The organism is Nocardia sp. NPDC055002 (genome assembly GCF_053608825.1).
This window is the reverse complement of sequence record NZ_JBSGWE010000010.1, coordinates 36,746-58,042: the sequence shown is the minus strand read 5'-3', so window position 1 is coordinate 58,042 and position 21,297 is coordinate 36,746. Positions and strand designations below refer to the sequence as shown.

Here is a 21,297-nt window from a genome sequence, read left to right as displayed (position 1 = left end):
GTGAGCGCCCCCTCGGGGCGTCGCCGGGCACGTCGAACTACCCTCGTTGTCATGTCGTTATCGCAGGACCCCACCGCTGGACCCGCCGTCGACGGCGGACCGCCGGCGGATACGGGTCCGGCGGCGCCGTTCGGTGTACTCAGCGTCGTGGCCGGGTGTATCGCCGCGGTTGTCGCGGCCATGGTGGTCGGGTTGTCGGCGGCGCACGCGCTCAGTTTGCTCGGTATACCCGATCCGGGGGCGTTGACAACATATGGATTGCCCGCGTTGCGCGCGGTGGCCGATCTGGCCGCCGCGATGACCGTCGGCTCCCTGTTGTTCGCGGCGTTCCTGCTGCCCCCGCGCGACGGCGGTCTGCTCGAGGTCGGCGGTTATCGGGCGGTGCGCCGAGCCTCCGACGCCGCGCTGGTGTGGGCCGCGAGCGCGGCGCTGTTGGTGCCGTTGACAGTGTCGGATACGACCGGTCAGCCGGTGAGTGCCATCTGGCGACCCGAAGTGCTGTGGCCGGTGATCACGCAGGTCGAGGTAGCGGGAGCCTGGCGGACAACGGTGTTGTTCGCGCTGATCGTGGCGATCGGCTGCCGGTGCGCGTTGCGCTGGGGCTGGACGCCGGTGCTGCTGGCAGGCGCGTTGGTGACCATGATGCCGCTGGCGCTGACCGGGCACTCGTCCTCCGGTGGCTCCCACGACGTGGCGACCAACTCCCTGATCCTGCACATGGTGTCGGCCTCGGTCTGGGTGGGCGGGCTGATCGCGGTGCTGGCGCACGCGATGCGTGGCGGCGCGAACACCGATGTCGCCGCCCGCCGGTTCTCGGTGGCCGCGACCGTCTCGATCGTGGTGATCGGCCTCAGCGGCGTCGTCAATGCCTGGGTGCGAGTGCCCGTTTCGGACCTGTTCACCACCACGTACGGCAGGCTGGTGCTCGCGAAAGCGGCCGCGCTGCTGGTGCTGGGCGCCATCGGCTACCTGCAGCGCCGGGCCGCGCTGCCCGCGCTGGCCGCCGATTCGCGCGACCGCGGCGCGCTCATCCGTTTCGCCGGCGTGGAGATGCTGATCTTCGCGGCGACCATCGGCCTGGCAGTCGGCCTCGGCCGCACCCCGCCACCGCCACCGACCGCGGTGCCGACGCCGGTCGAAGTGGAGCTGGGCTACACCCTCGCGGGCCCGCCGACCGTGAGCCGCCTGCTGTTCGACTGGCGCTTCGACCTGATCTTCGGAACCCTGGCGATCGTGCTCGCCGCGCTCTATCTGCTCGGCGTCCGCCGGTTGCGCAAGCGCGGCGATGCCTGGCCGGTCGGGCGGACCATCGCCTGGTGCAGTGGCTGCCTGGTGCTGTTGCTGGCCACGTCGTCGGGGGTCGGGCGCTACGCGCCGGCGATGTTTAGCGTGCACATGGGCGCGCACATGGCGTTGTCGATGCTGGCGCCGATCCTGCTCGCCCTCGGCGGCGCGGTGACCCTGGCATTGCGCGCGCTCCCGCCCGCGGGCCGCGGTGGTGTGCCGGGGCCACGCGAGTGGATTCTGGCAGCCGTGCACAACCCGGTCTCGCGGTTCCTCACCCAGCCCGTGGTGGCGTCGCTGATCTTCGTCGCCGGGTTCTACGCGCTGTATCTGGGCGGAATCTTCGACACCTATGTCGACTCGCACGCCGCGCACCTGATGATGAACACGCACTTCCTGCTCAGCGGCTACCTGTTCTACTGGGTGGTGATCGGCATCGATCCCAAGCCGCGCGAGGTCGCGCCGCTGACCAAGCTCGCGATGGTGTTCGGCACGCTGCCCTTCCACGCGTTCTTCGGCATCGCGCTGATGAGCATGACCACCGTGCTGGGCGACTGGTTCTATCGCACCCTCGACCTCGGCTGGAACATCGACCTGCTCGCCGACCAGCGCAACGGCGGCAGTTTCGCCTGGGCCAGCGGTGAGGTGCCGCTGGTGGTGGTGATGCTCGCCCTGCTGATCCAGTGGTCACGCAGTGACACCAAGCTGGCCAAGCGCACCGACCGGGCCGCCGATCGCGACAACGACGCCGACCTGACCGCCTACAACGCGATGTACGCCGAGCTGGCGCGGCGTGACGGCGAGGTCCGCCGGTGAGCGGATTCGGTGTGCCGTCGAGCGAATCGACCGAGCGGGCCGAACCGGTGCGGGTGCTGCGCACCGATGTGCGGGCGGCGCGGCGGCGGCTGGCCGGGCGGGTACGCAAGACACCGGTGTTCCACACGAGTGTGGACGGGCCGAACGGGCCGGTGCCGGTGTCACTGAAAATGGAATTCCTGCAGCACGGCGGCACATTCACGGTGCGTGGCGCGCTCAACGCGCTGTTGTCGGCCGACAGCGGCACCGACCATGTGGTTGTCGCCTCGGCGGGCAACGCGGGCATCGCGGTGGCGCTGGCCGCGGCACAGCTCGGCAAGGAATGCACGGTCGTCGTGCCGGAATCCGCGCCGCACACCAAGGTGGCCGCGATGTGGGCGCACGGCGCCGAAGTGCTGTGGCACGGAACGACGTACGCCGAGGCGCAACGCCGGGCGCTCACCCTGGCCGCCGAGCGCGGTGCCGACCATCTGCATGCCTACGACATGCCCGCGGTGGTGGCGGGCGCCGGCGTCATCGGGCTCGAGCTGGAAGAACAGGTGCGCGGCAGGCCGCCGGTGCTGGCCGCGGTCGGCGGCGGCGGGCTGATCGCGGGCCTCGGGGCGGCACTGGGCAAGCGCAGGGAGATCGTCGGCATCGAATCCGAGCACATACCGGTGCTCTCGGCGGCACTCGCGGCGGGCGCGCCGGTCGATATCGACGTGGCTTCGTACGCCACCGAGCTGCTGTGCGCGACCAGGGTCGGCGATATCGCCTTCGATATCGCCCAGCGGCACCAGATGCCCGCGGTCGCGGTGGCCGACGACGCGGTCGCCGCCGCCCGCGAATACCTCTGGCGGGAGTTCCGCGTGGTGGTCGAGCTCGAAGGCGCCGCCGCGCTGGCCGCCGTGCAGAGCGGTGTGTACACGCCGGAGCCCGGCGTACGGCCGATCGTGGTGCTGTGCGGAGCGAACACCGAGCTTCCCGTGCTCTGACACCGGCGTTGTCCACAACTGCCCGCTTCATCCACAGATTCACTGCGCGCCGCCCACACCCCCGTTCGCCGGGTCATTCTTGGTTGGTCAGAGCGATAACGGTGGATTCGAGCGGGGGGCGAGCACGATGTACGAGGCACACGCGACGGTGATCGGGACCGTCATCACCCATCCGATGCGGCGCGATCTCAGCAACGGTGAGCAGATGCTCACGTTCCGGATGGCGAGCAATTCGCGGCGATTCGACGTCAAAACGGGGGAGTGGACCGACAACGGCACGTTGTATCTCACGGTCTCGTGCTGGCGCAGGCTGGTGGCAGGGGTGGATCGATCGTTGCACCGCGGCGACCCGGTGATCGCCTACGGGCAACTCCGCTCGCACGAGTACCGCGGCAAGGACGGAACCGAGCGGCGGGATCTGGAGATGCGCGCGGTGGCGGTCGGGCCCGATCTGGCGCGCTGCCACGCGAGCGTTGTCCGCCGGTCCGAGGGCCTGCGATCACTGCCGCATGCGACGGTGCGGAATATTTCCGACCCCCGCGGCGCTGCCCTACCGAAGGCCGACGACGCTGCCACCGGGTATGCGTCCGCCGAAGCCGTTGCCGTAGCCTGTACGACCGTGGCGGATCCTGTCCCCGCGCGATCGCCGGACGTGGTGTCGAGCACCAACGGTGCCGAGCAGGTCGACGCATGAGGGTCGTTTCCGCGGCACTCGACCCTTCCGTATCCCGTCCCCGTTTCTCCCACCGATAGGCTTCCGCGTATGGCTGAGTTCATTTATCAGATGATCAAGGTTCGCAAAGCGCACGGCGACAAGGTCATCCTCGACGACGTGTACTTGAACTTCCTTCCCGGCGCCAAGATCGGTGTGGTGGGTCCCAACGGCGCGGGTAAATCCAGCGTGCTGAAGATCATGGCGGGACTGGACCGGCCGAACAACGGTGAGGCGTTCCTCGGCGCGGGCGCCACGGTCGGCATCCTGCAGCAGGAGCCGCCGCTCAACGAGGAGAAGACCGTCCGCGGCAACGTGGAGGAGGGCCTCGGCGAGGTCAAGGTCAAGCTGGATCGGTTCAACGAGATCGCTGAACTGATGGCCACCGAGTACTCCGACGAGCTCATGGACGAAATGGGCAAGCTCCAGGAGTTCCTCGACCACGCCGACGCCTGGGATGTCGACTCCCAGCTCGAGCAGGCCATGGACGCGCTGCGCTGCCCGCCGCCGGACGCGCCGGTCACCAACCTCTCCGGTGGTGAGCGCCGCCGCGTCGCGCTGTGCAAGTTGCTGCTGAGCAAGCCCGATCTGCTGCTGCTCGACGAACCGACCAACCACCTCGACGCCGAGAGTGTGCTCTGGCTCGAGAAGCACCTCGCCGATTACCCCGGCGCCGTGCTGGCCGTCACCCACGACCGGTACTTCCTCGACAATGTCGCCGAGTGGATCCTCGAGCTCGACCGTGGGCGTGCCTACCCCTACGAGGGCAACTACTCCACCTACCTGGAGAAGAAGGCACAGCGTCTCGAGGTCCAGGGCAAGAAGGACCAGAAGCTGCAGAAGCGCCTCAAGGACGAGCTGGCCTGGGTGCGGTCCGGCGCCAAGGCCCGCCAGGCCAAGAACAAGGCTCGACTGGGTCGCTACGAGGAGATGGCGGCCGAGGCCGAGAAGCACCGCAAGTTGGACTTCGAGGAGATTCAGATCCCCGCGGGTCCGCGACTGGGTGACATCGTGGTCAACGTGTCGCACCTGGACAAGGGCTTCGGCGACCGTCAGCTCATCAAGGATCTGTCGTTCACGTTGCCGCGCAACGGTATCGTCGGCGTCATCGGACCCAACGGTGTCGGTAAGACGACGTTGTTCAAGACCATCGTCGGTCTCGAATCACCCGACAGCGGTGAGGTGAAGGTCGGCGAGACGGTCAAGCTGAGCTATGTCGACCAGAACCGCGGAGGCATCGACCCGAAGAAGAACGTCTGGCAGGTCGTCTCCGAAGGTCTGGACTTCATCCAGGTCGGCAACCAGGAGATGCCCTCGCGCGCCTACGTCAGCGCGTTCGGCTTCAAGGGGCCGGATCAGCAGAAGCCGGCGGGTGTGCTCTCCGGTGGTGAGCGCAACCGCCTGAACCTGGCGCTGACCCTCAAGGAGGGTGGCAACCTGATCCTGCTCGACGAACCGACCAACGACCTCGACGTCGAAACCCTCAGTTCGCTCGAGAACGCGCTCGATCAGTTCCCCGGCTGCGCCGTCGTGATCTCCCACGACCGGTGGTTCCTCGATCGCACCTGCACCCACATCCTGGCGTGGGAGGGCGACAACGACAATGACGCCAAGTGGTACTGGTTCGAGGGCAACTTCGAGGCGTACGAGGCGAACAAGATCGAGCGTCTGGGCGCCGAAGCCGCTCGCCCGCACCGTGTTACGCACCGCAAGCTGACGCGCGACTGATACGCGCGGCCCGCACGACGGCCCGGTGGAATGATCTGTGAACGGTCGCTCCGCCGGGCCGTCGGCGTTGTGCCGATCGGTGCTCCCGTCGTTCACCCAGCATTCCGCAAGTTACCGGCGCGGCAAGCCCGAATTCCCTCAGCGTGTTCGAGTAGCCGGAGCTAGTCTCGAAAATGCGTCACCTGCGTTGCGAAATCGAAGCGAACCACAATCCATGGGAGTGGGCTAAACGATGACGGTCTCGTCGGAAATCTCCAGCGCGGCGTGGGCCGCGGGAATGCCGCAGAGCTTGCGCGGCGATCTCGCGACTCTCGAGGAGGCGTATTTCCGACACGTCGATGCCGGTGACGTGGACTTCCCGATCCCCGGAATCACCCAGATCTTCCGGCACCACATGGAATTGGCCGCCGTTCGGATGCCGGGTAAGGCCAGCGTGCGAGTGCATCATCCCGACGACGGGACCGGGATGGGCGCCGCGGTGCAGGTCGTCACCGACGACATGCCGCTGCTGGTGGAGTCGATCACCGCGGCGCTGGGCCGGATGCAGGTGAGCGTCTCCGAGGTGATCCACCCGATCTTCGAGGTCGTCCGCGACGAGAAGGGCCACCTCACCGGCGCCGCGGCGCACGAGGTGGACGGCCACGGCGCGACCGGGCTCACCGAATCGTGGATGCACCTGCAGCTGCACCCGTCGACCGGCCGGGCCCAGCTCGATCACATCGAACGCACCATGCCCGAGGTGATCGACGACGTCCGCCAGGTGATCGACGACACCGAGGCCATGGCCGCGGTGCAGAGTTCGCTCGCCGACGCGCTCGACCGTTCCGCCGCCCAGGGCTCCACGCCGTTCCCCGCCGTCGATGTGGCCGATTGCGCCCAGCTGCTGCGGTGGCTGGCCGCGGGCAACTTCACCCTGCTGGGTTATGCCCGCTACCGACGCGGCGTCGAGGACGGCCACACGGTGTCCACCGTGGTGCCCGGTGCGAGCCTGGGTGTGCTCCGTCCCGATGTCGGCACCGATTTCAAAGTGCCCATCAACGGTGAAGACCGCCCGTTGCTGCTGCTCACCCAGGGTCTGGTGCGCGCGACCGTGCACCGCTCGGTGTACCCGTACTTCGTCGGTGTCGCCGATGTCGACGAGACGGGCGCCGAGGTGGGTGTGCACCTGTTCATCGGCGTGTTCACCGTCAGCGCGGTGCACGAGAACGTGCTCGACATCCCGGTGATCAACCGCCGGGTGCGGACCGCGATCGAGGGCGCCGGGTTCGACAAGGACTCCTTCTCCGGGCAGGCGATGCTCGAGGTGATCGAGTCGTTCCCGCGCACCGAACTGTTCTCGGCCGACACCGAGACCATGCGCCGCACCGCCGTCGCGGTGCTCGGCGTCGGCCTGCGCAGGCAGGTCCGGCTCTTCCTGCGCAGCGATGGCTACGGCCGCTTCGTGGCCTGCATGGTGTATCTGCCGCGCGATCGCTACACCACTGCCGTACGCCTGGAGATGCAGGAGATCCTGGTCGCCGAACTCGGTGGCGTGGATATCGACTACTCGGCGCGGGTGAGCGAAAGTGAGCTCGCCAGTGTGTATTTCACGGTGATGATGCCCGCCGAGTCCACCGGCGAGGCAGGACCCGACACCTCGGAGGACAACCGGCTGCGTCTGCAGGGCCTGCTCAACGCGGCCAGTCACACCTGGGACGACCGGATCGGTGACGCGGTCGCCTCTTCCACCGTGCTCGATCCCGCTGTGGTCAAACGGTATTCGGAGGCGCTGCCCGAAAGCTACAAAGAGGACTTCGCGCCCGCCCGCGCGCTGGCCGACATCGTGCGCCTCGAGCGACTCACCGAAGGCGGCATCAGGCAGCACCTCTATCGCAGGCCCGAAGCGGCGCCCGGTTCGTGGCGCTTCAGCCTCTACATCGCCGGTTCCGGTGTCTCACTGAGCCAGGTCCTCCCGGTCTTGCAGAGCCTGGGTGTCGAGGTGGTCGACGAACGGCCCTACCAGCTCGAACACGAAGGCGGCACCGAGCGCTGGATCTACGATTTCGGTTTGCAGGCTCGTCCGGAGCTGCTGCGCAACGCACTGGGCGGCGATCTCGACGCCGCACTGCTCGAAGCCCCCGGCCAGCTCGACGCCCTGCGTACCCGGTTCACCGATGCCTTCGAGGCGGTCTGGTACGACCGGGCCGAAGCCGACGGTCTCAACGAACTCGTGCTGCGTGCCGGCCTGCCGTGGCGGTCGGTCGCGATCCTGCGCGCGTACGCGAAATACCTGCAGCAGGCCGGATTCCCGTACTCCCAGGTCAATATCGCCCGCGTGCTGCTGGCCCATCCGGAGGTCGCGCGCGATTTCGTCGACCTGTTCGCCGCCCGGTTCGATCCGGCCATCGTCTCCGCCGAGGCCGCCGCCGAGCTCGAGACGCGGGTGCGGGCCGGGATCGACGAGGTGGTCAGCATGGACGCCGACCGCATCCTGCGGGCCATCCTCGGCCTGATCAAGGCCACGCTGCGAACCAACAACTATGTTCTCGACGACGAAGGACGCCCACGCGACTACCTGGCGCTGAAGGTCGAGCCGCGCGAGATCGCCGAACTGCCCAAGCCGCGACCGCAATTCGAGATCTTCGTGTACTCGCCGCGGGTCGAGGGCGTGCACCTGCGGTTCGGCTCGGTGGCGCGTGGCGGCCTGCGCTGGTCGGACCGGCTCGAGGACTTCCGCACCGAGATCCTCGGCCTGGTGAAGGCGCAGGCGGTGAAGAACGCGGTGATCGTGCCGGTCGGCGCCAAGGGCGGTTTCGTGGTGAAGCGTCCGCCCGCCCCGATCGGTGACCCGGCCGTCGACCGCCAGGCGAGTATCGCCGAAGGCGTCGCCTGCTACCGCACCTTCATCTCCGGGCTGCTCGACGTCACCGACAATGTCGACCTGGCCACCGGCGCGGTGCTGCCGCCCGATCGCGTGGTCCGCCGCGACAGCGACGACACCTACCTGGTGGTCGCCGCCGACAAGGGCACCGCCAGCTTCTCCGATATCGCCAACGATGTGGCCACCCGCTACGGCTTCTGGCTCGGCGACGCCTTCGCCTCCGGCGGCTCGGCGGGCTACGACCACAAGGCGATGGGGATCACCGCCAAGGGGGCGTGGGAAGCGGTCAAACGCCACTTCCGTGAGATGGACATCGACACCCAGAGCCAGGAATTCACCGTGGTCGGCGTCGGTGACATGAGCGGTGACGTGTTCGGCAACGGCATGCTGCTCTCGCCGCACATCCGGCTGGTCGCCGCGTTCGACCACCGGCACATCTTCCTCGACCCGAACCCCGACGCCGCGAGTTCCTTTACCGAACGTGAGCGGTTGTTCGCGCTGCCGCGATCCTCGTGGGCCGACTACGACCGGAGCCTGATCAGCGAGGGCGGCGGGGTGTTCGAGCGGACCGTGAAGTCGGTGCCGATCTCGCCGCAGGCACGAACGGCGCTCGGCCTGCCCGACTCGGTGCAGACGCTCTCGCCGCCAGAGTTGGTGCGCGCGATCCTGCTCGCACCGGTGCAGTTGCTGTGGAACGGCGGGATCGGCACCTACGTGAAGGCGAGCACCGAATCCAATGCCGAGGTGGGCGACAAGTCCAACGACGCGGTGCGCGTCGACGGAAACCAATTGCGGGTCAAGGTGATCGGCGAAGGTGGCAACCTGGGGGCCACCGCGCTCGGCCGGATCGAGTTCTGCCGTGCGGGCGGCAAGATGAACACCGACGCACTCGACAACTCCGCGGGCGTCGACTGCTCCGACCATGAGGTCAATATCAAGGTCCTGCTCGACGGCGTGGTCAGCGCGGGTGGTCTCGCGCCCGCCGACCGCAACCCGCTGCTGGCCTCGATGACCGACGAGGTCGCTCGAATGGTGTTGCAGGACAACGTCGACCAGAACACCTTGATCGGTATCGCCCGCACCGACGCGCCCCAGATGCTCAATGTGCACGGTCGCGTGATCGCCGACCTCGAACAGCGACGCGGTCTCGACCGGGAGCTCGAGGCGCTGCCGTCGACCGCCGAGCTGGCTCGCCGTGGCGAGGAGGGCGCCGGGCTCGCCTCACCCGAGCTGGCCAACCTGCTCGCGCACGTGAAGCTCGGCCTCAAGGCCGACCTGCTCGACACCGATCTGCCCGACAGCGCCTATTTCGCGAGGAAGCTGCCCCTGTACTTCCCGACGCCGCTGCGGGAACAGTTCGGCGCCGCCATCAAGAAGCACCGGCTGCGCCGCGAGATCGTCACCACGATGATCGTCAACGAGGTCGTGGACTACGGCGGCATCACCTACGCCCACCGCCTCAACGAAGAGGTCGGCGCCACCACCACCGATACGGTGCGCGCGTTCGCCGCGGCCACCGAGATCTTCCAGCTCCATGACGTGTGGTCGCGCATCCGCGGCGCCGACGCCGCCGCCGGAGTCTGTGACCTGCTCGAATTGGAATCCAAGCGGACGCTGGACCGCGCATCGCGCTGGTTGCTGAGCAACCGGCCGCAGCCGATCGCGGTCGGCGCCGAGATCAACCGCTATCACCGCCGGGTGCAGGAACTGGCGCCGCAGGTGCCGGGCTGGTTGCGCGGGCACCATGTCACCTCCCTCACCCAGGGCGCCGCCGAGCTGATCGCCCGCGGCGCGCCGACCGACCTGGCCACCGAGGTGTTCGGGCTGCTCGGGTTGTTCCCGCTGCTCGACATCGTCGACATCGCCGACATCACCGATCGCGACGGAGCCGAGGTGGGCGCCCTGTACTACGCGCTCAACGATCATCTCAAGATCGACTGGCTGCTCGAGGCGGTGAGCCATCTCGAACGCGGCGATCGCTGGCACGCGCTGGCCCGGCTCGCGCTGCGCGACGACATGTACGGTTCGTTGCGTTCGCTCACCCTCGATGTGCTGTCCGCGGGTGACCCAGAAGAAACTCCCGACGAAAAAATTGCATACTGGGAGTCGAAGAACCAGTCCCGGCTGGGCCGTGCGCGCGCGGCACTGTCGGAACTGTTCGAGTCCGGGACCCACGACCTCGCCACACTGTCGGTTGCCGCGCGACAGGTGCGGAGCATGGTGAGCGGGGTGGGCGCCCAATCGGAGGTACCACGGTGACGAGTTCGCCGAACGGCAACACCGCCACGCCCGCACCGGAGCTGGTGTTGCCGCAGCGTTTTCACGCGAAGGTCGAGATCCGCTGGTCGGATATGGACGTATTCCAGCACGTCAACCACGCTCGGATGGTGACCCTGCTGGAAGAGGCGCGGATTCCGTGGCTGTTCGACGACGACAAGCCGACGGCGTCGATGGGGCGGCAGGGGTGTGTGCTGGTCGACCTGCATGTGAAGTACCGCGGGCAGTTGCGGCACGAGGACACCCCGCTCGACATCGCCATGTGGGTCAAGCAATTGCGCGCGGTCGATTTCACCATCGGTTACGAGGTGCGGGCCAACGGCGCGGCCCCCGATTCGCCGCCCGCGGTCATCGCGACCACCCAGCTCGCCGCGTTCGACATCGACACCCAGCGGCTGCGCAGGCTCAGCGAGACCGAACGCGACTACCTGACACTGTGGCGGGCCTGATTTCGTGAGCTCCTCCGAACAGCGGGTGCTCCACACGCCCGACCCGGCCGAACGCGAGAACCTGGCCACCTTCCTCGGCCGTGCCCTCCGGCTGGACCCGGCCGCTGTCGTCCGATTGCGGCGGCGTGGATCCAGTCTCGTATCCGCGTGGGTGGCGACGGGGTTCGAGACTCTGGCGGTACGAACGATCACCGCGGAACTCGGTGTCGACGATGTCACCGTCGGTGCGGACTCGGTGCTCGCGGGACTGGGTACCGGCCATCCGATCGACCTCGGTTACTCGATGGACTCCGCCTGGCGCGGTGCCCTTCCACCGACCGACGGCTTTTCGCATGTGGATGACGTTCCGGCGCGCACCCTGGTGGAGCTGGCTGAACGTGGCGCGGATGTGGCGCGCGAACACGGCGGTCCCAAAGGCCCGCCCGCGTCTCTTCTCGACCAGTCGGTTCTCACGGTTACCGGGGCCGGTGATCTCGAGGTGCAGGTGCCGATGCGCGTTGTCTTCGCGCTCACTGCGATGGATTTCATTCCACACGCGGGGGAGAAGGCGGAGTCGCGTCGGATTCAGCCGTCGGAGCTGGTGCGGGTGCGGACTACTCGGACGTGGTTGCGGTTGGATGCCCGGTACGGGTCTGTCGCGCGCCGGTTGGGTGGCGGGATTCCGTTGTCGCCCAGCTGAGTTGGGCGGATCGGGGTCTCGGGTGCGGTAACCCCGCACCCGAGAGGTTGCGGGGCGGCCTGGGAGTACCGTCGTGGCGGTCATGGGTGGACAGCGTGGTGGCAGTGCGGTCGCTCGGCGGTCAGTGCACGCCGATTAGGCGTAGCAGAGCGGTTGTCGTGGCTGCTGCCAGCACGGTGACGAGTAGAGGGGCGCGCCGCCACGCGAGGACTCCGCCCACACCGACACCGGCGGGTAGGGCGATGCCCAAGTGGCCGGAGCCGGTCGGCAGCGTGGCTGTTGCCACCAGTGCCGCGAGCAGAATGAGGGCGCCGGTGTCCAGGAGATGGATTGCCCTGGGGGACAGCCGCAGCCGATGGCGCATCGCGGGGCCGGTCCATCGCAGTGCGTAGGTTCCCACGGCGAGCGCCAACATGGCGGGCAGCAGATACGGCGCGTTCATGCGGCTGCCTGCTCGGCGGCGGGGGCCGGTGGGCGCAGGGCGAAGGCCAGTCCGCCCAGGGCGATCAGCACCGGAAGCCCCGCTGGAACGAACGGCGCGACCGACACGGCCAATCCGGCGCCGACCAGTACCGGGCGCAATGTCGCCCGATCGCGCAGGGCGGGCAGGATCAGCGCCAGCAGGATCACGGGGAACACCGCGTCCAAGCCGAGCGCCGAGGTGTCGGGCACGAGCGAACCCAGTGCCGCGCCGAGGGTGGCGCCCAGCGGCCAGCACAGTGCGACGCCGATACCGCAGGCCCAGTACGCGGCGCGTTTGCGTTCCTGATCACCGGGGGCCGTGGCGAAGGCGACCGACTCGTCGTTGAGGACGTGGATGCCGAGCACTCGCTTCCAGCCGCGCCCGAACACCTCGGGCGCCGACAATCCGTACGGCAGGTGGCGCGCATTGAGCAGCAGTCCGGCCACCACCGCCGCCAGCGGACTACCGCCGGCCGCGACGATCCCGAAGAACAACAATTCCGAGCCGCCTGCCAGCACCGTGACCGCCATCACGATCGGCATCCACATCGGGAACCCGGCCGCGATCGTCGACGCGCCATAGGACACACCGAACAGGCCGACGGCAAGGCACGCCGCGGCTACGGCAGCCACGGTTCTCCGGTCGAGTGTTCGCCAAATCGAACGCATGTTGTTTATATTGAACGCACGGGGTGGGTAAAGTCAACGCGGTATCGCCAGCCCTCAGGAGGCGTAGATGGACCGGCAGGACCCCGTCGTCGGACCGCCCCAGGCGGTGATCGCCGCGGCGCTGCGTCGTGAGCGCGCCCGCGCCGGTCTCTCGCTCACCGAGGTCGCTCATCGGGCGGGCGTCGCGAAATCCACACTGTCGCAACTGGAATCGGGCACCGGCAATCCCAGCCTGGAAACCCTGTGGGCGCTGTGTGTCGCACTCGAAATGCCGTTCTCCCGGCTGCTCGATCCGCCGCGGGCCAATGTTCAGGTGATTCGCGCCGACGAGGGTGCGCCCGTCCCCTCTGCTGATGCTGACTATCGGGTGACATTGCTCGCAGCGGGCCAGTCACACACGCGCTGTGATGTGTACCGCATCGCGGCCGAACCCGGCCACACCCGTCGCTCCGATCCGCACAGCCCCGGCGTGGTCGAGCATGTCGTCCTGGCGGCGGGCCGCGCCATGGCGGGCCCGGCGGACGAGCCCGTGGAGATGCGCCCCGGCGACTACATCCGCTACCTGGGCGATCTTCCCCACATCTTCGAAGCTCTCGAGCCGGGAACGTGGGCGACGATGGTCATCGAGAGCGCCTGAGCCGATCGAGCGCGGTGTCAGGCGGCCCCTTCGCCGAGGTACTGCAACCAGATCGGATCCAGATCGGCGGTGGTGGACAGCAGCCGCCAGTGCGGGCCCTTGGGCGAGACCAGCGGGTGGCGCAGGTGCCAGCCCAGGTCGGCCAGCATCTTGTCGGCCTTGCGGTGATTGCAGGGGGCGCAGCTGGCGACGCAGTTCTCCCACGAGTGCTCGCCGCCGCGACTGCGGGGGATCACGTGGTCGATGGTCTCGGCCTTGCCGCCGCAGTACCCGCACCGGTAGTGGTCGCGATGCATGAGCGCGGCGCGGGTCATCGGCACGCGGGCGCGGTAGGGCACCCGCACGTAGGTGCGCAGGCGGATGACAGACGGAATCGCTACTTCGGAGCCCGCGGAATGCAGGACCGGTCCTTCGGGATCGTCGTGGACGGCGTCTGCTTTGGCACAGATCAGCAGCACGACGGCGCGGCGCGCGGACAGCGCGGTGAGCGGCTCGTAGGTGGCGTTGAGGAGGAGGACCCGGCGTTTGCGCCATGCGGCGGCGTCGTGGTCTCCGGCGAGATGCAGAGGCGCGGGGAGATGCGGCAGGTCGTGAAGACCGTGTGCGCCCGGATGGTGATCGGACAGGATATGCAGCGGAACAGCCCCCGAGCCACGATTGTGGACGTCGGCGGGCTGGAGTTGTCGGTGCGTGCGCGCCTCGTGTGAACGGGCGCTCGGTCGCTGCTTCATCCTCTTGACCTCAATTTCATGATTGGCAGGATCATGTGGTATCTGGGGCCGATACTGACCTCAGTTGACCATGGTTCCGGCGGTATTGCACGGCTATTTTTCAAACTTCCGGATGAACTGTGGTTGAAGGGCAGCGCGTTCGTGACCGTGGTGATCGGGGCACAATGGAGCTCGTGACTTCCGGTGAGCAGACAACGACCTCCTTCTACGAAGCCGTGGGCGGCGCGGAGACGTTTCGCCGACTGGTGTCGGTGTTCTATCGCGAGGTCGCGGCCGACGAGATCCTGCGCCCGCTGTACCCGGAGGAGGACCTGGGTCCGGCCGAGCGCCGGTTCCGGATGTTCCTCGAACAGTACTGGGGCGGGCCGCGCACCTACTCCGACGAGCGCGGGCATCCGCGGCTGCGCATGCGCCACAATCCGTTCGTCATCGGGCCGCTCGAGCGCGACGCCTGGATGCGATGCATGCGGATCGCGGTCGGTGAGATCGAACCGTCGATCCTGGACGACGAACACCGCAAAGCCCTGCTGGACTACTTCCAAATGGCAGCGGCCTCCCTGCAAAACGCGCCGTAGCGGTACGAGAGCCCTATTAGGGCTCACCTGAGCCTACGGGTGCCCGCTGTTCGCTGATGACCAGCAGATGGCCGCCCGGTTTCGCATCGATGCCGCCCTTTACCACGATGTTTCGCTGTGGCGTGGCGAACGCTGGTGATTTGCCGGATTCGCAGAAAGTCTCGCCCCGCATGAATATTGCGGGCGATCTTTGGCAATATTGCGGGTGTGACACAGACACCTGCCTCGCCGGTGCCGGGGGAAGCAAGCACCGCTCCGTGGTGGAAAACCGCCGTGTTCTATCAGGTCTATCCGCGTTCGTTCGCCGACTCCGATGGTGACGGTGTCGGTGACCTGGGCGGGGTACGCGAGAAGATGGGATACCTGGAGCTATTGGGCGTCGACGCGCTGTGGATCTGTCCGGTGATGCGGTCACCACAGGCCGACGGTGGTTACGACGTGTCCGATCCGCGCGATATCGACCCGCTCTTCGGCGGGCTGGGGGCGCTGGACGAGTTGATCGCCGAGGCGCACGACCGCGAGATCAAAGTGACGATGGATCTGGTGCCCAACCACACCAGCATCGAACACGCGTGGTTCGCCGAGGCGCTGGAGGCTGCTCCGGGCAGCCCGGAACGGGCTCGCTACATCTTCCGGGACGGTCGCGGCAAGGACGGGCAGGAGCCACCCAACAACTGGCCGAGCATTTTCGGCGGCCCCGCCTGGACCAGGATCACCGAACCCGACGGCTCTCCAGGACAGTGGTACCTGCATATCTTCGCGCCCGAACAACCCGACCTGAACTGGGACAACCCGGAGGTCGCCGACGATTTCGAGAAGACCCTGCGCTTCTGGCTCGACCGTGGCGTCGACGGTTTCCGCCTCGATGTCGCCCACGGGATGGCCAAACCCGAGGGCCTGCCCGACATGGACCGGGTCGAGACCAAGATGCTCGTCCACGACGACGACGATCCCCGCTTCAACAACCCGGGCGTGCACGCCATCCACCGCCGCATCCGCACGGTGCTCGACGACTATCCGCACGCGGTGTCGATCGGCGAGGTGTGGGTCGACGACAACGTCCGCTTCGGCGAATACGTCCGTCCCGACGAGCTGCACCTGGCGTTCAACTTCCGCCTCGCCGAGACTCCCTTCACCGCGCAGGGCGTCCACGACGCGATCACGCACTCCCTCGACGCGGTCGCCGACGCGGGCGCCCCGCCCACCTGGACGCTGTCCAATCACGACATCGAACGTGAGGTGACTCGATACGGCGGCGGCAGGACCGGCGTCGCGCGGGCACGGGCGATGATGATGGTCGAACTCGCCCTGCCCGGTGCGGTGTTCATCTACAACGGCGCCGAACTGGCCCTGCCCAACGTCGACGACCTGCCCGAGGAGGTGCTGCAGGATCCGGTGTGGGAGCGCACGAACCACAAGGAACGTGGGCGTGACGGTTGCCGGGTCCCGATGCCGTGGGAAGGCCCGACCACGCCGTTCGGTTTCACCGTGGGCACGCCGTGGTTGCCGATCCCGGCCGACTGGGCCGATCGCACCGTCGAGGCGCAGCTGGAAACCCTGCACTCGACGCTGTCGCTGTACCGGCTGGCGATCGACCTGCGTGCCACCCGGCCGGAGTTCGCGGGCCAGCGGATCGAGTGGTACGGCAGTCCCGACGGCTGCCTCGCCTTCCGTCGGCCGGGCGGGCTGATCTGCGTGCTCAACGCCTCGGACGGCCCGATCCAGCTGCCGCCGGGGGAGGTGCTGCTGTCGAGCGCTCCGGTCGCCGACGACCGGTTGCCACCGAACGCGGCGGCCTGGTTGGTGTAGCCGCGCCGGACACGCGGTGCGGGAACTGCCAGCCGGAGGATGAACTACTACACAGCATCGTCTACCGTTGGTGCGTGAGCATTCTCGAGACAGTGCTGATCTTCGTCGGCATCCCGGCCGCGATCTACTTCGCGATCGCGGGTTTGTCCTATCTCGGTAAGCCATTCCCCGGTGAGAAGCCGGCCCACTTCGCACTCGGGCAGAAGTGGACCCACCGGCCGGTGCTGTGGAGTGCTACCGATGAGGTGACCGCCGCGGCGGGGCACCACACCGCCGAGCCGCATGGCAGTCATGCGGCTCTCGAAACCGCGCATGCGGAGCTGATCGGAGGCCGGGCAAGTGGCAAGTTCTAATTGGCCCGCGGTGGTCGAGGCCGACCTGCCGCACGGGTTCGCCCTCACCAGCAGCGGCCGTGTGTCCGGTGTGCACGAGCCCGGCACCGTGTTCGACGAGGTGCCGTTCACCGATCATGAGCGCATCTCCCTCGACAACGCGCTCACCGAGGCGACCCGCGCCACCAAGGTCCGCTTCAACATCTACCTCGGCGACCTCGGCTCCGATCCGGCGGCCGGTGCCGACGCGATCCTGCCGAACACCCCGGAGTCGGCCGATTCGGTGCTCATCGCCGTGTCCCCGAACCAGGGTGCGATCGAGGTCCGTTCCGGTGCGAACGTGGCCGAGCGCGCCAACGACCGCATCTGCCAGCTCGGCGTCACCGCCGCACTGGCCTCGTTCCGTCAGGGCAACCTGATCGACGGCCTGATCTCGGCCACCCGCGTGATGGCCGCCGCGATCGGCCGCTAGTTCGTTCTCGTCCGAACGGCGCGTTCACCTCTTGGTGAACGCGCCGTTCGTGTGTCACGCGCCGGACGCGCGGCGAAAGATGCCGGGGGACTGGTCGTTCCAGCGCCACGTCGATTCCGTGACGATGCGAGCCGGACCGTCGGCGATACCCGCCGGATCCGGGCCCGCGGCGAATCGATTCCCGACGACTGAACTTCCCGAGAAGGGAATGGGGCCGGACATCTGCCTGTTATAACCGTTCAAATAACGATAGACGGTTAGGGGTGGTGAGCATGCGACGTGAGCATCTTGCCTGGGCGGGGCTGACGGCGATGACCGTCTCGTTCGGGCTCAACTTCACGATGGGTGTGTTCTTCGCGCCTACGGCCGCGTCGTACGGGGTGTCGGCGACGGCGCTGGCCGTGGCCGCCGCGCTGGGCACCACGGTCACCGGCCTGGCGCAGCAGGGCATCGGCAGGCTGCTCGATCTCCTCGGGCCCAAGCTCGTGCTGATCGGCGGCCTCACGCTGATCTCGAGCAGCTATCTGGTGCTGGCCACGGTGACCGAGACCTGGCAGTTCGTCGCGGCCTACATGGTGCTCGGCGGATTGGGGTTCGCGTCGTCGTCGACCCTCGCCGTGACCACCCTGCTCGGGCGGGCACACGGTCCGCAGGTGGGCCCGGCCATGGCACGCGCCGCGATCGGCATCAACCTCGGCCAGCTGATCACGCCCTGGGCGGCGACCGCGCTGTTCGACCCGATCGGTGTGCGCGGCGCCTTCGCGCTGCTCGGCGCGGTCGGTCTGGGTGCCACCGCTGTGCTGTGGCTGGTGCTGCCCGCCGATCAGCGGGCGACGACCAGCGGCGGCGCCGGCGAATCGCTGGCTGATCGGTGGAAAGTGCTGGTGTCCTTCGGTTTCCACGCGGCCACCCTGTACGTGGTCGTCTTGATGCTGCCCGAACACGCGGTGGAGCAGGGCTGGTCGGTGGCCGGTGCGGGCAGGCTCGTGGCGCTGGCCGCGCTGGCGGCCGGACTGACCTCGGCCGCGATGGTGCGGCTGCTGCGGCACTACCCACCGGAATCACTACTGCGGGTGCTGTATTCGGTGCGCCTCGCCGCGTTGCTGCCCGCGGTGCTCGTGCCGGGGCCTGGGGTGCTGGTCGCGGTCGCGGTGTTGTTCGGTATCGCCTCGTTCCCCGTCATCCCGCTGACCATGGCCATCCTGTCGCGTGGTCTCGACCCCGCGTGGATGGGCCGCACGCTGGCGCCCGCGTGGGTGATCCACCAGCTCGCCGCCGCCACCGGGCTCGGCGTGGCCACCGTCGTGCACGCCCTCACCGACAGCTATCGCGGCTACTTCGCTCTCGGCCTGGTATTCACCGTCGTTGCCGTCGGCCTGATCGCCCCGGTTCGCCGTCGCGCACCGGTCACCGTCTGAATGCCGCCCCGGCCGAGCCTCCCGGGCTCGGCGCGAGTATCACCCACACAGAAAGAGATCCATGATGAACCAGGTAAGCCACCACACCGTCGAGATCCAGGGCCGGTCGGTCTTCTACCGCGAAGCCGGCGACTCGGCCAAGCCGACTCTGCTTCTGCTGCACGGCTTCCCGTCCAGCTCGGCCATGTTTCGCACCCTGATTCCCGCGCTGGCCGACGACTACCACGTGATCGCGCCCGATCACCTCGGCTTCGGCCAGTCGGCGATGCCGTCGGTCGACGAATTCGACTACAGCTTCGACACACTCACCGAGATCACCCTGGAACTGCTCGACACCCTCGGCATCGACCGTTTCGCGCTCTACATCCAGGACTACGGCGCCCCCATCGGCCTGCGCATCGCCTCGCGCAATCCGGAGCGGGTCACCGCGATCATCACCCAAAGCGGTAACGCCTACCTCGACGGCTTCACTCCGTTCTGGGAAGTGTTGTTCGCGCATGCGAACGACCGCGCGACCCACGAACCCGAAGTGCGCAAGCTGCTCGAGCTCGACGCGACGAAATGGCAGTACACGCACGGTGTTCCAGCCGACCGGATCGCACTCGTCAGCCCGGACAGCTGGACCCTCGATCAGGCCTACCTCGACCGCCCCGGCAACAAGGAGATCCAGCTGCAACTGTTCTTCGACTACAAGAACAACCTCGACGGTTACCCGGCCTTCCAGCAGTATTTCGCCGAGCACCGCCCACCGACGCTCATCGCCTGGGGTGCCCACGACGAGATCTTCGGCGCCGACGGTGCCCGCGCGTATCTGCGTGACCTGCCCGACGCCGAACTGCACCTGCTCGACGCGGGCCATTTCGCGCTGGAGACGCACGGACCCGAGATCGCCGCGCTGATTCGCGACTTCCTCGGCCGGGTACTGGGCTGAGTCCGGTGGACGGCTGGGGGTCGTGGGGCGCCCAGCCGTCCGGGCGGCATCGAGTAACCTGGTCGGCGGTTTATCGGCCACGTCATGGGCCGTCGGCGTATCGGGGGAAACTTGCACGCACGTATTGCTCGGGTGATCGCAGCGGGTTGCCTGGCGCTGACCGCATCGGCCTGCGGCCAGGACAGCAGACCTGCCGAATTCGCCGCGGCCGCACCGCTTTCCGCGTTCTACAACCCCAGCGCGGAATCGATTCCGGGACAGCGTGGTTCGGTGATCCGCGCGCAGCCGCTCACCGGTGCGCAGGCGGTGCCCGGCGCCCGCAATTTCCTGACGCTGTACCGGTCGCTGGACGCGCAGGAGAAACCCGTCGCGGTATCGGGAACACTCGCGGTACCCGAGGGCGTCGCGCCCGCGGGTGGTTGGCCGCTGATCTCCTGGGGGCCGGGAAGCACCGGGGTCGCCGACGTGTGCGCGGCCTCGCGATCCGAAGGCTCCTCGCCGAGCCGGGACGAACAGGCTCGCTGGGTGGCCAAGGGGTACGCCGTGGCCAGGACCGACTATCAGGGCTTGGGGACGCCGGGCGGTCACGGGTACATGATCGGCGAGACCGAACAACGTGCGATGGCCGATATCGCCACGGCGGCAAGGGAAATCGACAAGACGGTCGGTTCACGCTGGGTGGCGATGGGGCATTCGCAAGGTGGCCACGCGGCCCTGTTCGCCGCCGTCGACGCCGCGGGGTGGACGCCGAACACGCCGCTGCTCGGCGCCATCGCACTGGCGCCCGCCTCACACCTGGGCGAACAGGTGCGGATGGCGAAGTGGGCGGCGTCGAATCCGCTGGGCAAGCTGGGTACGGGCGAGGTGTCGGTGTACCTGCCGCTGCTGGTGCGCGGCGCTCAGACGGTGACCGATGTGGACCCCGCCCGATTCCTCACCGGCCGGGCGCAGTCACTGCTGCCGGTCGCCGACTCCGAATGCACCGGCGGGCTGCGCGACAAGAGCAAGTGGGGCGGTCTGTCGGCGAAGGACGTGTTCACCGCCGACGGCGACGTCTCCGGGCTGCTGCGAGTCCTCGACGACAACGACCCGAGCGGCCTGCGATTCACGGTCCCGGTTCTCGTCCTGCAAGGCCGATCCGACCTCACCGTCCCGCTGCAGTCGACCGATGCGATGGTCGCCGAACAGCAGGGGCGGGGCGAGTCGGTCGACTACCGCAAATACGACGACGTCGACCACAGCGAGATCGTCTCCGCGTCCTTTGCCGACGCGCTCGGCTGGGCAGACACCCGCTTCGGCATCACCCGCTGAGCTTGTGGAGCGCTGGCGCGCTCGAGCGGGGCCCTTCGGGCCCCTGATCTTCCCTCCCTCCGGGTACTCCTTCGTCGCACCCTCCACTCAGTCCAGATCAGGGCGGGCCCCTTGTGCGTTGGTTACGCCCAGAGCAGAAGAGCCGGGTGTTTCGGTCCGGGGGTCCCTACG

The 21,297-nt window shown here is 68.0% G+C and carries 19 protein-coding genes; 15 read left to right on the top strand and 4 right to left on the bottom strand.

Annotated elements, in window-relative coordinates:
• Positions 1–51: 51 nt before the first annotated feature.
• The 7 genes from ACWF99_RS29985 (at position 52) to ACWF99_RS29955 (ending at position 11,779) form a co-directional block, all read left to right on the top strand.
• Complete coding sequence (locus tag ACWF99_RS29985; protein ID WP_452538018.1) at positions 52–2,100, top strand: cytochrome c oxidase assembly protein; 2,049 nt, start codon at positions 52–54, stop codon at positions 2,098–2,100.
• Positions 2,097–3,074: a serine/threonine dehydratase gene (locus tag ACWF99_RS29980; RefSeq protein ID WP_452538017.1), complete on the top strand. Its 978-nt coding sequence runs from the start codon at positions 2,097–2,099 to the stop codon at positions 3,072–3,074. Before ACWF99_RS29985 ends, ACWF99_RS29980 begins: the two co-directional genes overlap by 4 nt.
• A 127-nt stretch (positions 3,075–3,201) precedes the next feature.
• Positions 3,202–3,768, top strand: a complete 567-nt coding sequence (locus ACWF99_RS29975) for a single-stranded DNA-binding protein (protein ID WP_378629913.1) — start codon at positions 3,202–3,204, stop codon at positions 3,766–3,768.
• A 69-nt stretch (positions 3,769–3,837) separates the two neighbouring features.
• Entirely contained in the window at positions 3,838–5,514 is a 1,677-nt protein-coding gene (gene ettA, locus ACWF99_RS29970; RefSeq protein WP_378629915.1) for an energy-dependent translational throttle protein EttA, read from the top strand.
• Between the two features lie 232 nt (positions 5,515–5,746).
• Positions 5,747–10,633 carry an NAD-glutamate dehydrogenase gene (locus ACWF99_RS29965; protein WP_452538016.1) on the top strand — a complete coding sequence of 1,629 codons (4,887 nt, stop codon included), beginning with the start codon at positions 5,747–5,749 and terminating at the stop codon, positions 10,631–10,633.
• A gap of 41 nt (positions 10,634–10,674) precedes the next feature.
• Entirely contained in the window at positions 10,675–11,100 is a 426-nt protein-coding gene (locus ACWF99_RS29960) for an acyl-CoA thioesterase (RefSeq protein ID WP_378630034.1), read from the top strand.
• Between the two features lie 4 nt (positions 11,101–11,104).
• A complete protein-coding gene (locus ACWF99_RS29955) occupies positions 11,105–11,779 on the top strand; it encodes a hypothetical protein (RefSeq protein WP_378629918.1) in 675 nt (224 codons plus the stop codon).
• A 121-nt stretch (positions 11,780–11,900) separates the two neighbouring features.
• Here ACWF99_RS29955 and ACWF99_RS29950 read toward each other — a convergent pair whose 3' ends face one another.
• Both ACWF99_RS29950 and ACWF99_RS29945 read right to left on the bottom strand, forming a co-directional pair.
• Positions 11,901–12,221, bottom strand: a complete 321-nt coding sequence (locus ACWF99_RS29950) for an AzlD domain-containing protein (protein WP_358068729.1) — start codon at positions 12,219–12,221, stop codon at positions 11,901–11,903.
• Entirely contained in the window at positions 12,218–12,874 is a 657-nt protein-coding gene (locus ACWF99_RS29945) for an AzlC family ABC transporter permease (RefSeq protein WP_452538015.1), read from the bottom strand. The genes ACWF99_RS29950 and ACWF99_RS29945 overlap by 4 nt, the downstream gene beginning before the upstream one ends.
• A 103-nt stretch (positions 12,875–12,977) precedes the next feature.
• On the opposite strand from ACWF99_RS29945, the gene ACWF99_RS29940 reads away from it, so the two are divergent.
• Positions 12,978–13,547: a helix-turn-helix domain-containing protein gene (locus ACWF99_RS29940; protein ID WP_101464034.1), complete on the top strand. Its 570-nt coding sequence runs from the start codon at positions 12,978–12,980 to the stop codon at positions 13,545–13,547.
• A gap of 17 nt (positions 13,548–13,564) precedes the next feature.
• Here the strand turns inward: ACWF99_RS29940 and ACWF99_RS29935 are convergent, their stop codons facing one another.
• Entirely contained in the window at positions 13,565–14,278 is a 714-nt protein-coding gene (locus ACWF99_RS29935) for an HNH endonuclease (protein WP_245914276.1), read from the bottom strand.
• Between the two features lie 164 nt (positions 14,279–14,442).
• On the opposite strand from ACWF99_RS29935, the gene ACWF99_RS29930 reads away from it, so the two are divergent.
• From ACWF99_RS29930 to ACWF99_RS29915, 4 genes are all read left to right on the top strand, one after another.
• Complete coding sequence (locus ACWF99_RS29930) at positions 14,443–14,853, top strand: globin (protein WP_378659486.1); 411 nt, start codon at positions 14,443–14,445, stop codon at positions 14,851–14,853.
• A 207-nt stretch (positions 14,854–15,060) separates the two neighbouring features.
• Positions 15,061–16,662: a glycoside hydrolase family 13 protein gene (locus tag ACWF99_RS29925; RefSeq protein WP_378629925.1), complete on the top strand. Its 1,602-nt coding sequence runs from the start codon at positions 15,061–15,063 to the stop codon at positions 16,660–16,662.
• 74 nt (positions 16,663–16,736) lie between these two features.
• Positions 16,737–17,015, top strand: a complete 279-nt coding sequence (ctaJ, locus tag ACWF99_RS29920; RefSeq protein ID WP_194829561.1) for an aa3-type cytochrome oxidase subunit CtaJ — start codon at positions 16,737–16,739, stop codon at positions 17,013–17,015.
• Positions 17,002–17,466, top strand: coding sequence for a DUF5130 domain-containing protein (locus tag ACWF99_RS29915; RefSeq protein WP_378629927.1), 465 nt, complete (start codon positions 17,002–17,004; stop codon positions 17,464–17,466). Before ctaJ ends, ACWF99_RS29915 begins: the two co-directional genes overlap by 14 nt.
• A gap of 54 nt (positions 17,467–17,520) precedes the next feature.
• Here ACWF99_RS29915 and ACWF99_RS29910 read toward each other — a convergent pair whose 3' ends face one another.
• Positions 17,521–17,688, bottom strand: a complete 168-nt coding sequence (locus ACWF99_RS29910) for a hypothetical protein (RefSeq protein ID WP_378629929.1) — start codon at positions 17,686–17,688, stop codon at positions 17,521–17,523.
• A gap of 50 nt (positions 17,689–17,738) precedes the next feature.
• Between ACWF99_RS29910 and ACWF99_RS29905 the strand changes: the two genes are divergently transcribed.
• The 3 genes from ACWF99_RS29905 (at position 17,739) to ACWF99_RS29895 (ending at position 21,126) form a co-directional block, all read left to right on the top strand.
• A complete protein-coding gene (locus ACWF99_RS29905; protein ID WP_452538014.1) occupies positions 17,739–18,884 on the top strand; it encodes an MFS transporter in 1,146 nt (381 codons plus the stop codon).
• Positions 18,885–18,948: 64 nt separating this feature from the next.
• The gene (locus tag ACWF99_RS29900; protein WP_452538097.1) at positions 18,949–19,815 is read left to right on the top strand and encodes an alpha/beta fold hydrolase; all 867 of its coding nucleotides are present in this window, start codon (positions 18,949–18,951) and stop codon (positions 19,813–19,815) included.
• Between the two features lie 132 nt (positions 19,816–19,947).
• Complete coding sequence (locus ACWF99_RS29895) at positions 19,948–21,126, top strand: alpha/beta hydrolase family protein (RefSeq protein ID WP_452538013.1); 1,179 nt, start codon at positions 19,948–19,950, stop codon at positions 21,124–21,126.
• Positions 21,127–21,297: the final 171 nt, after the last annotated feature.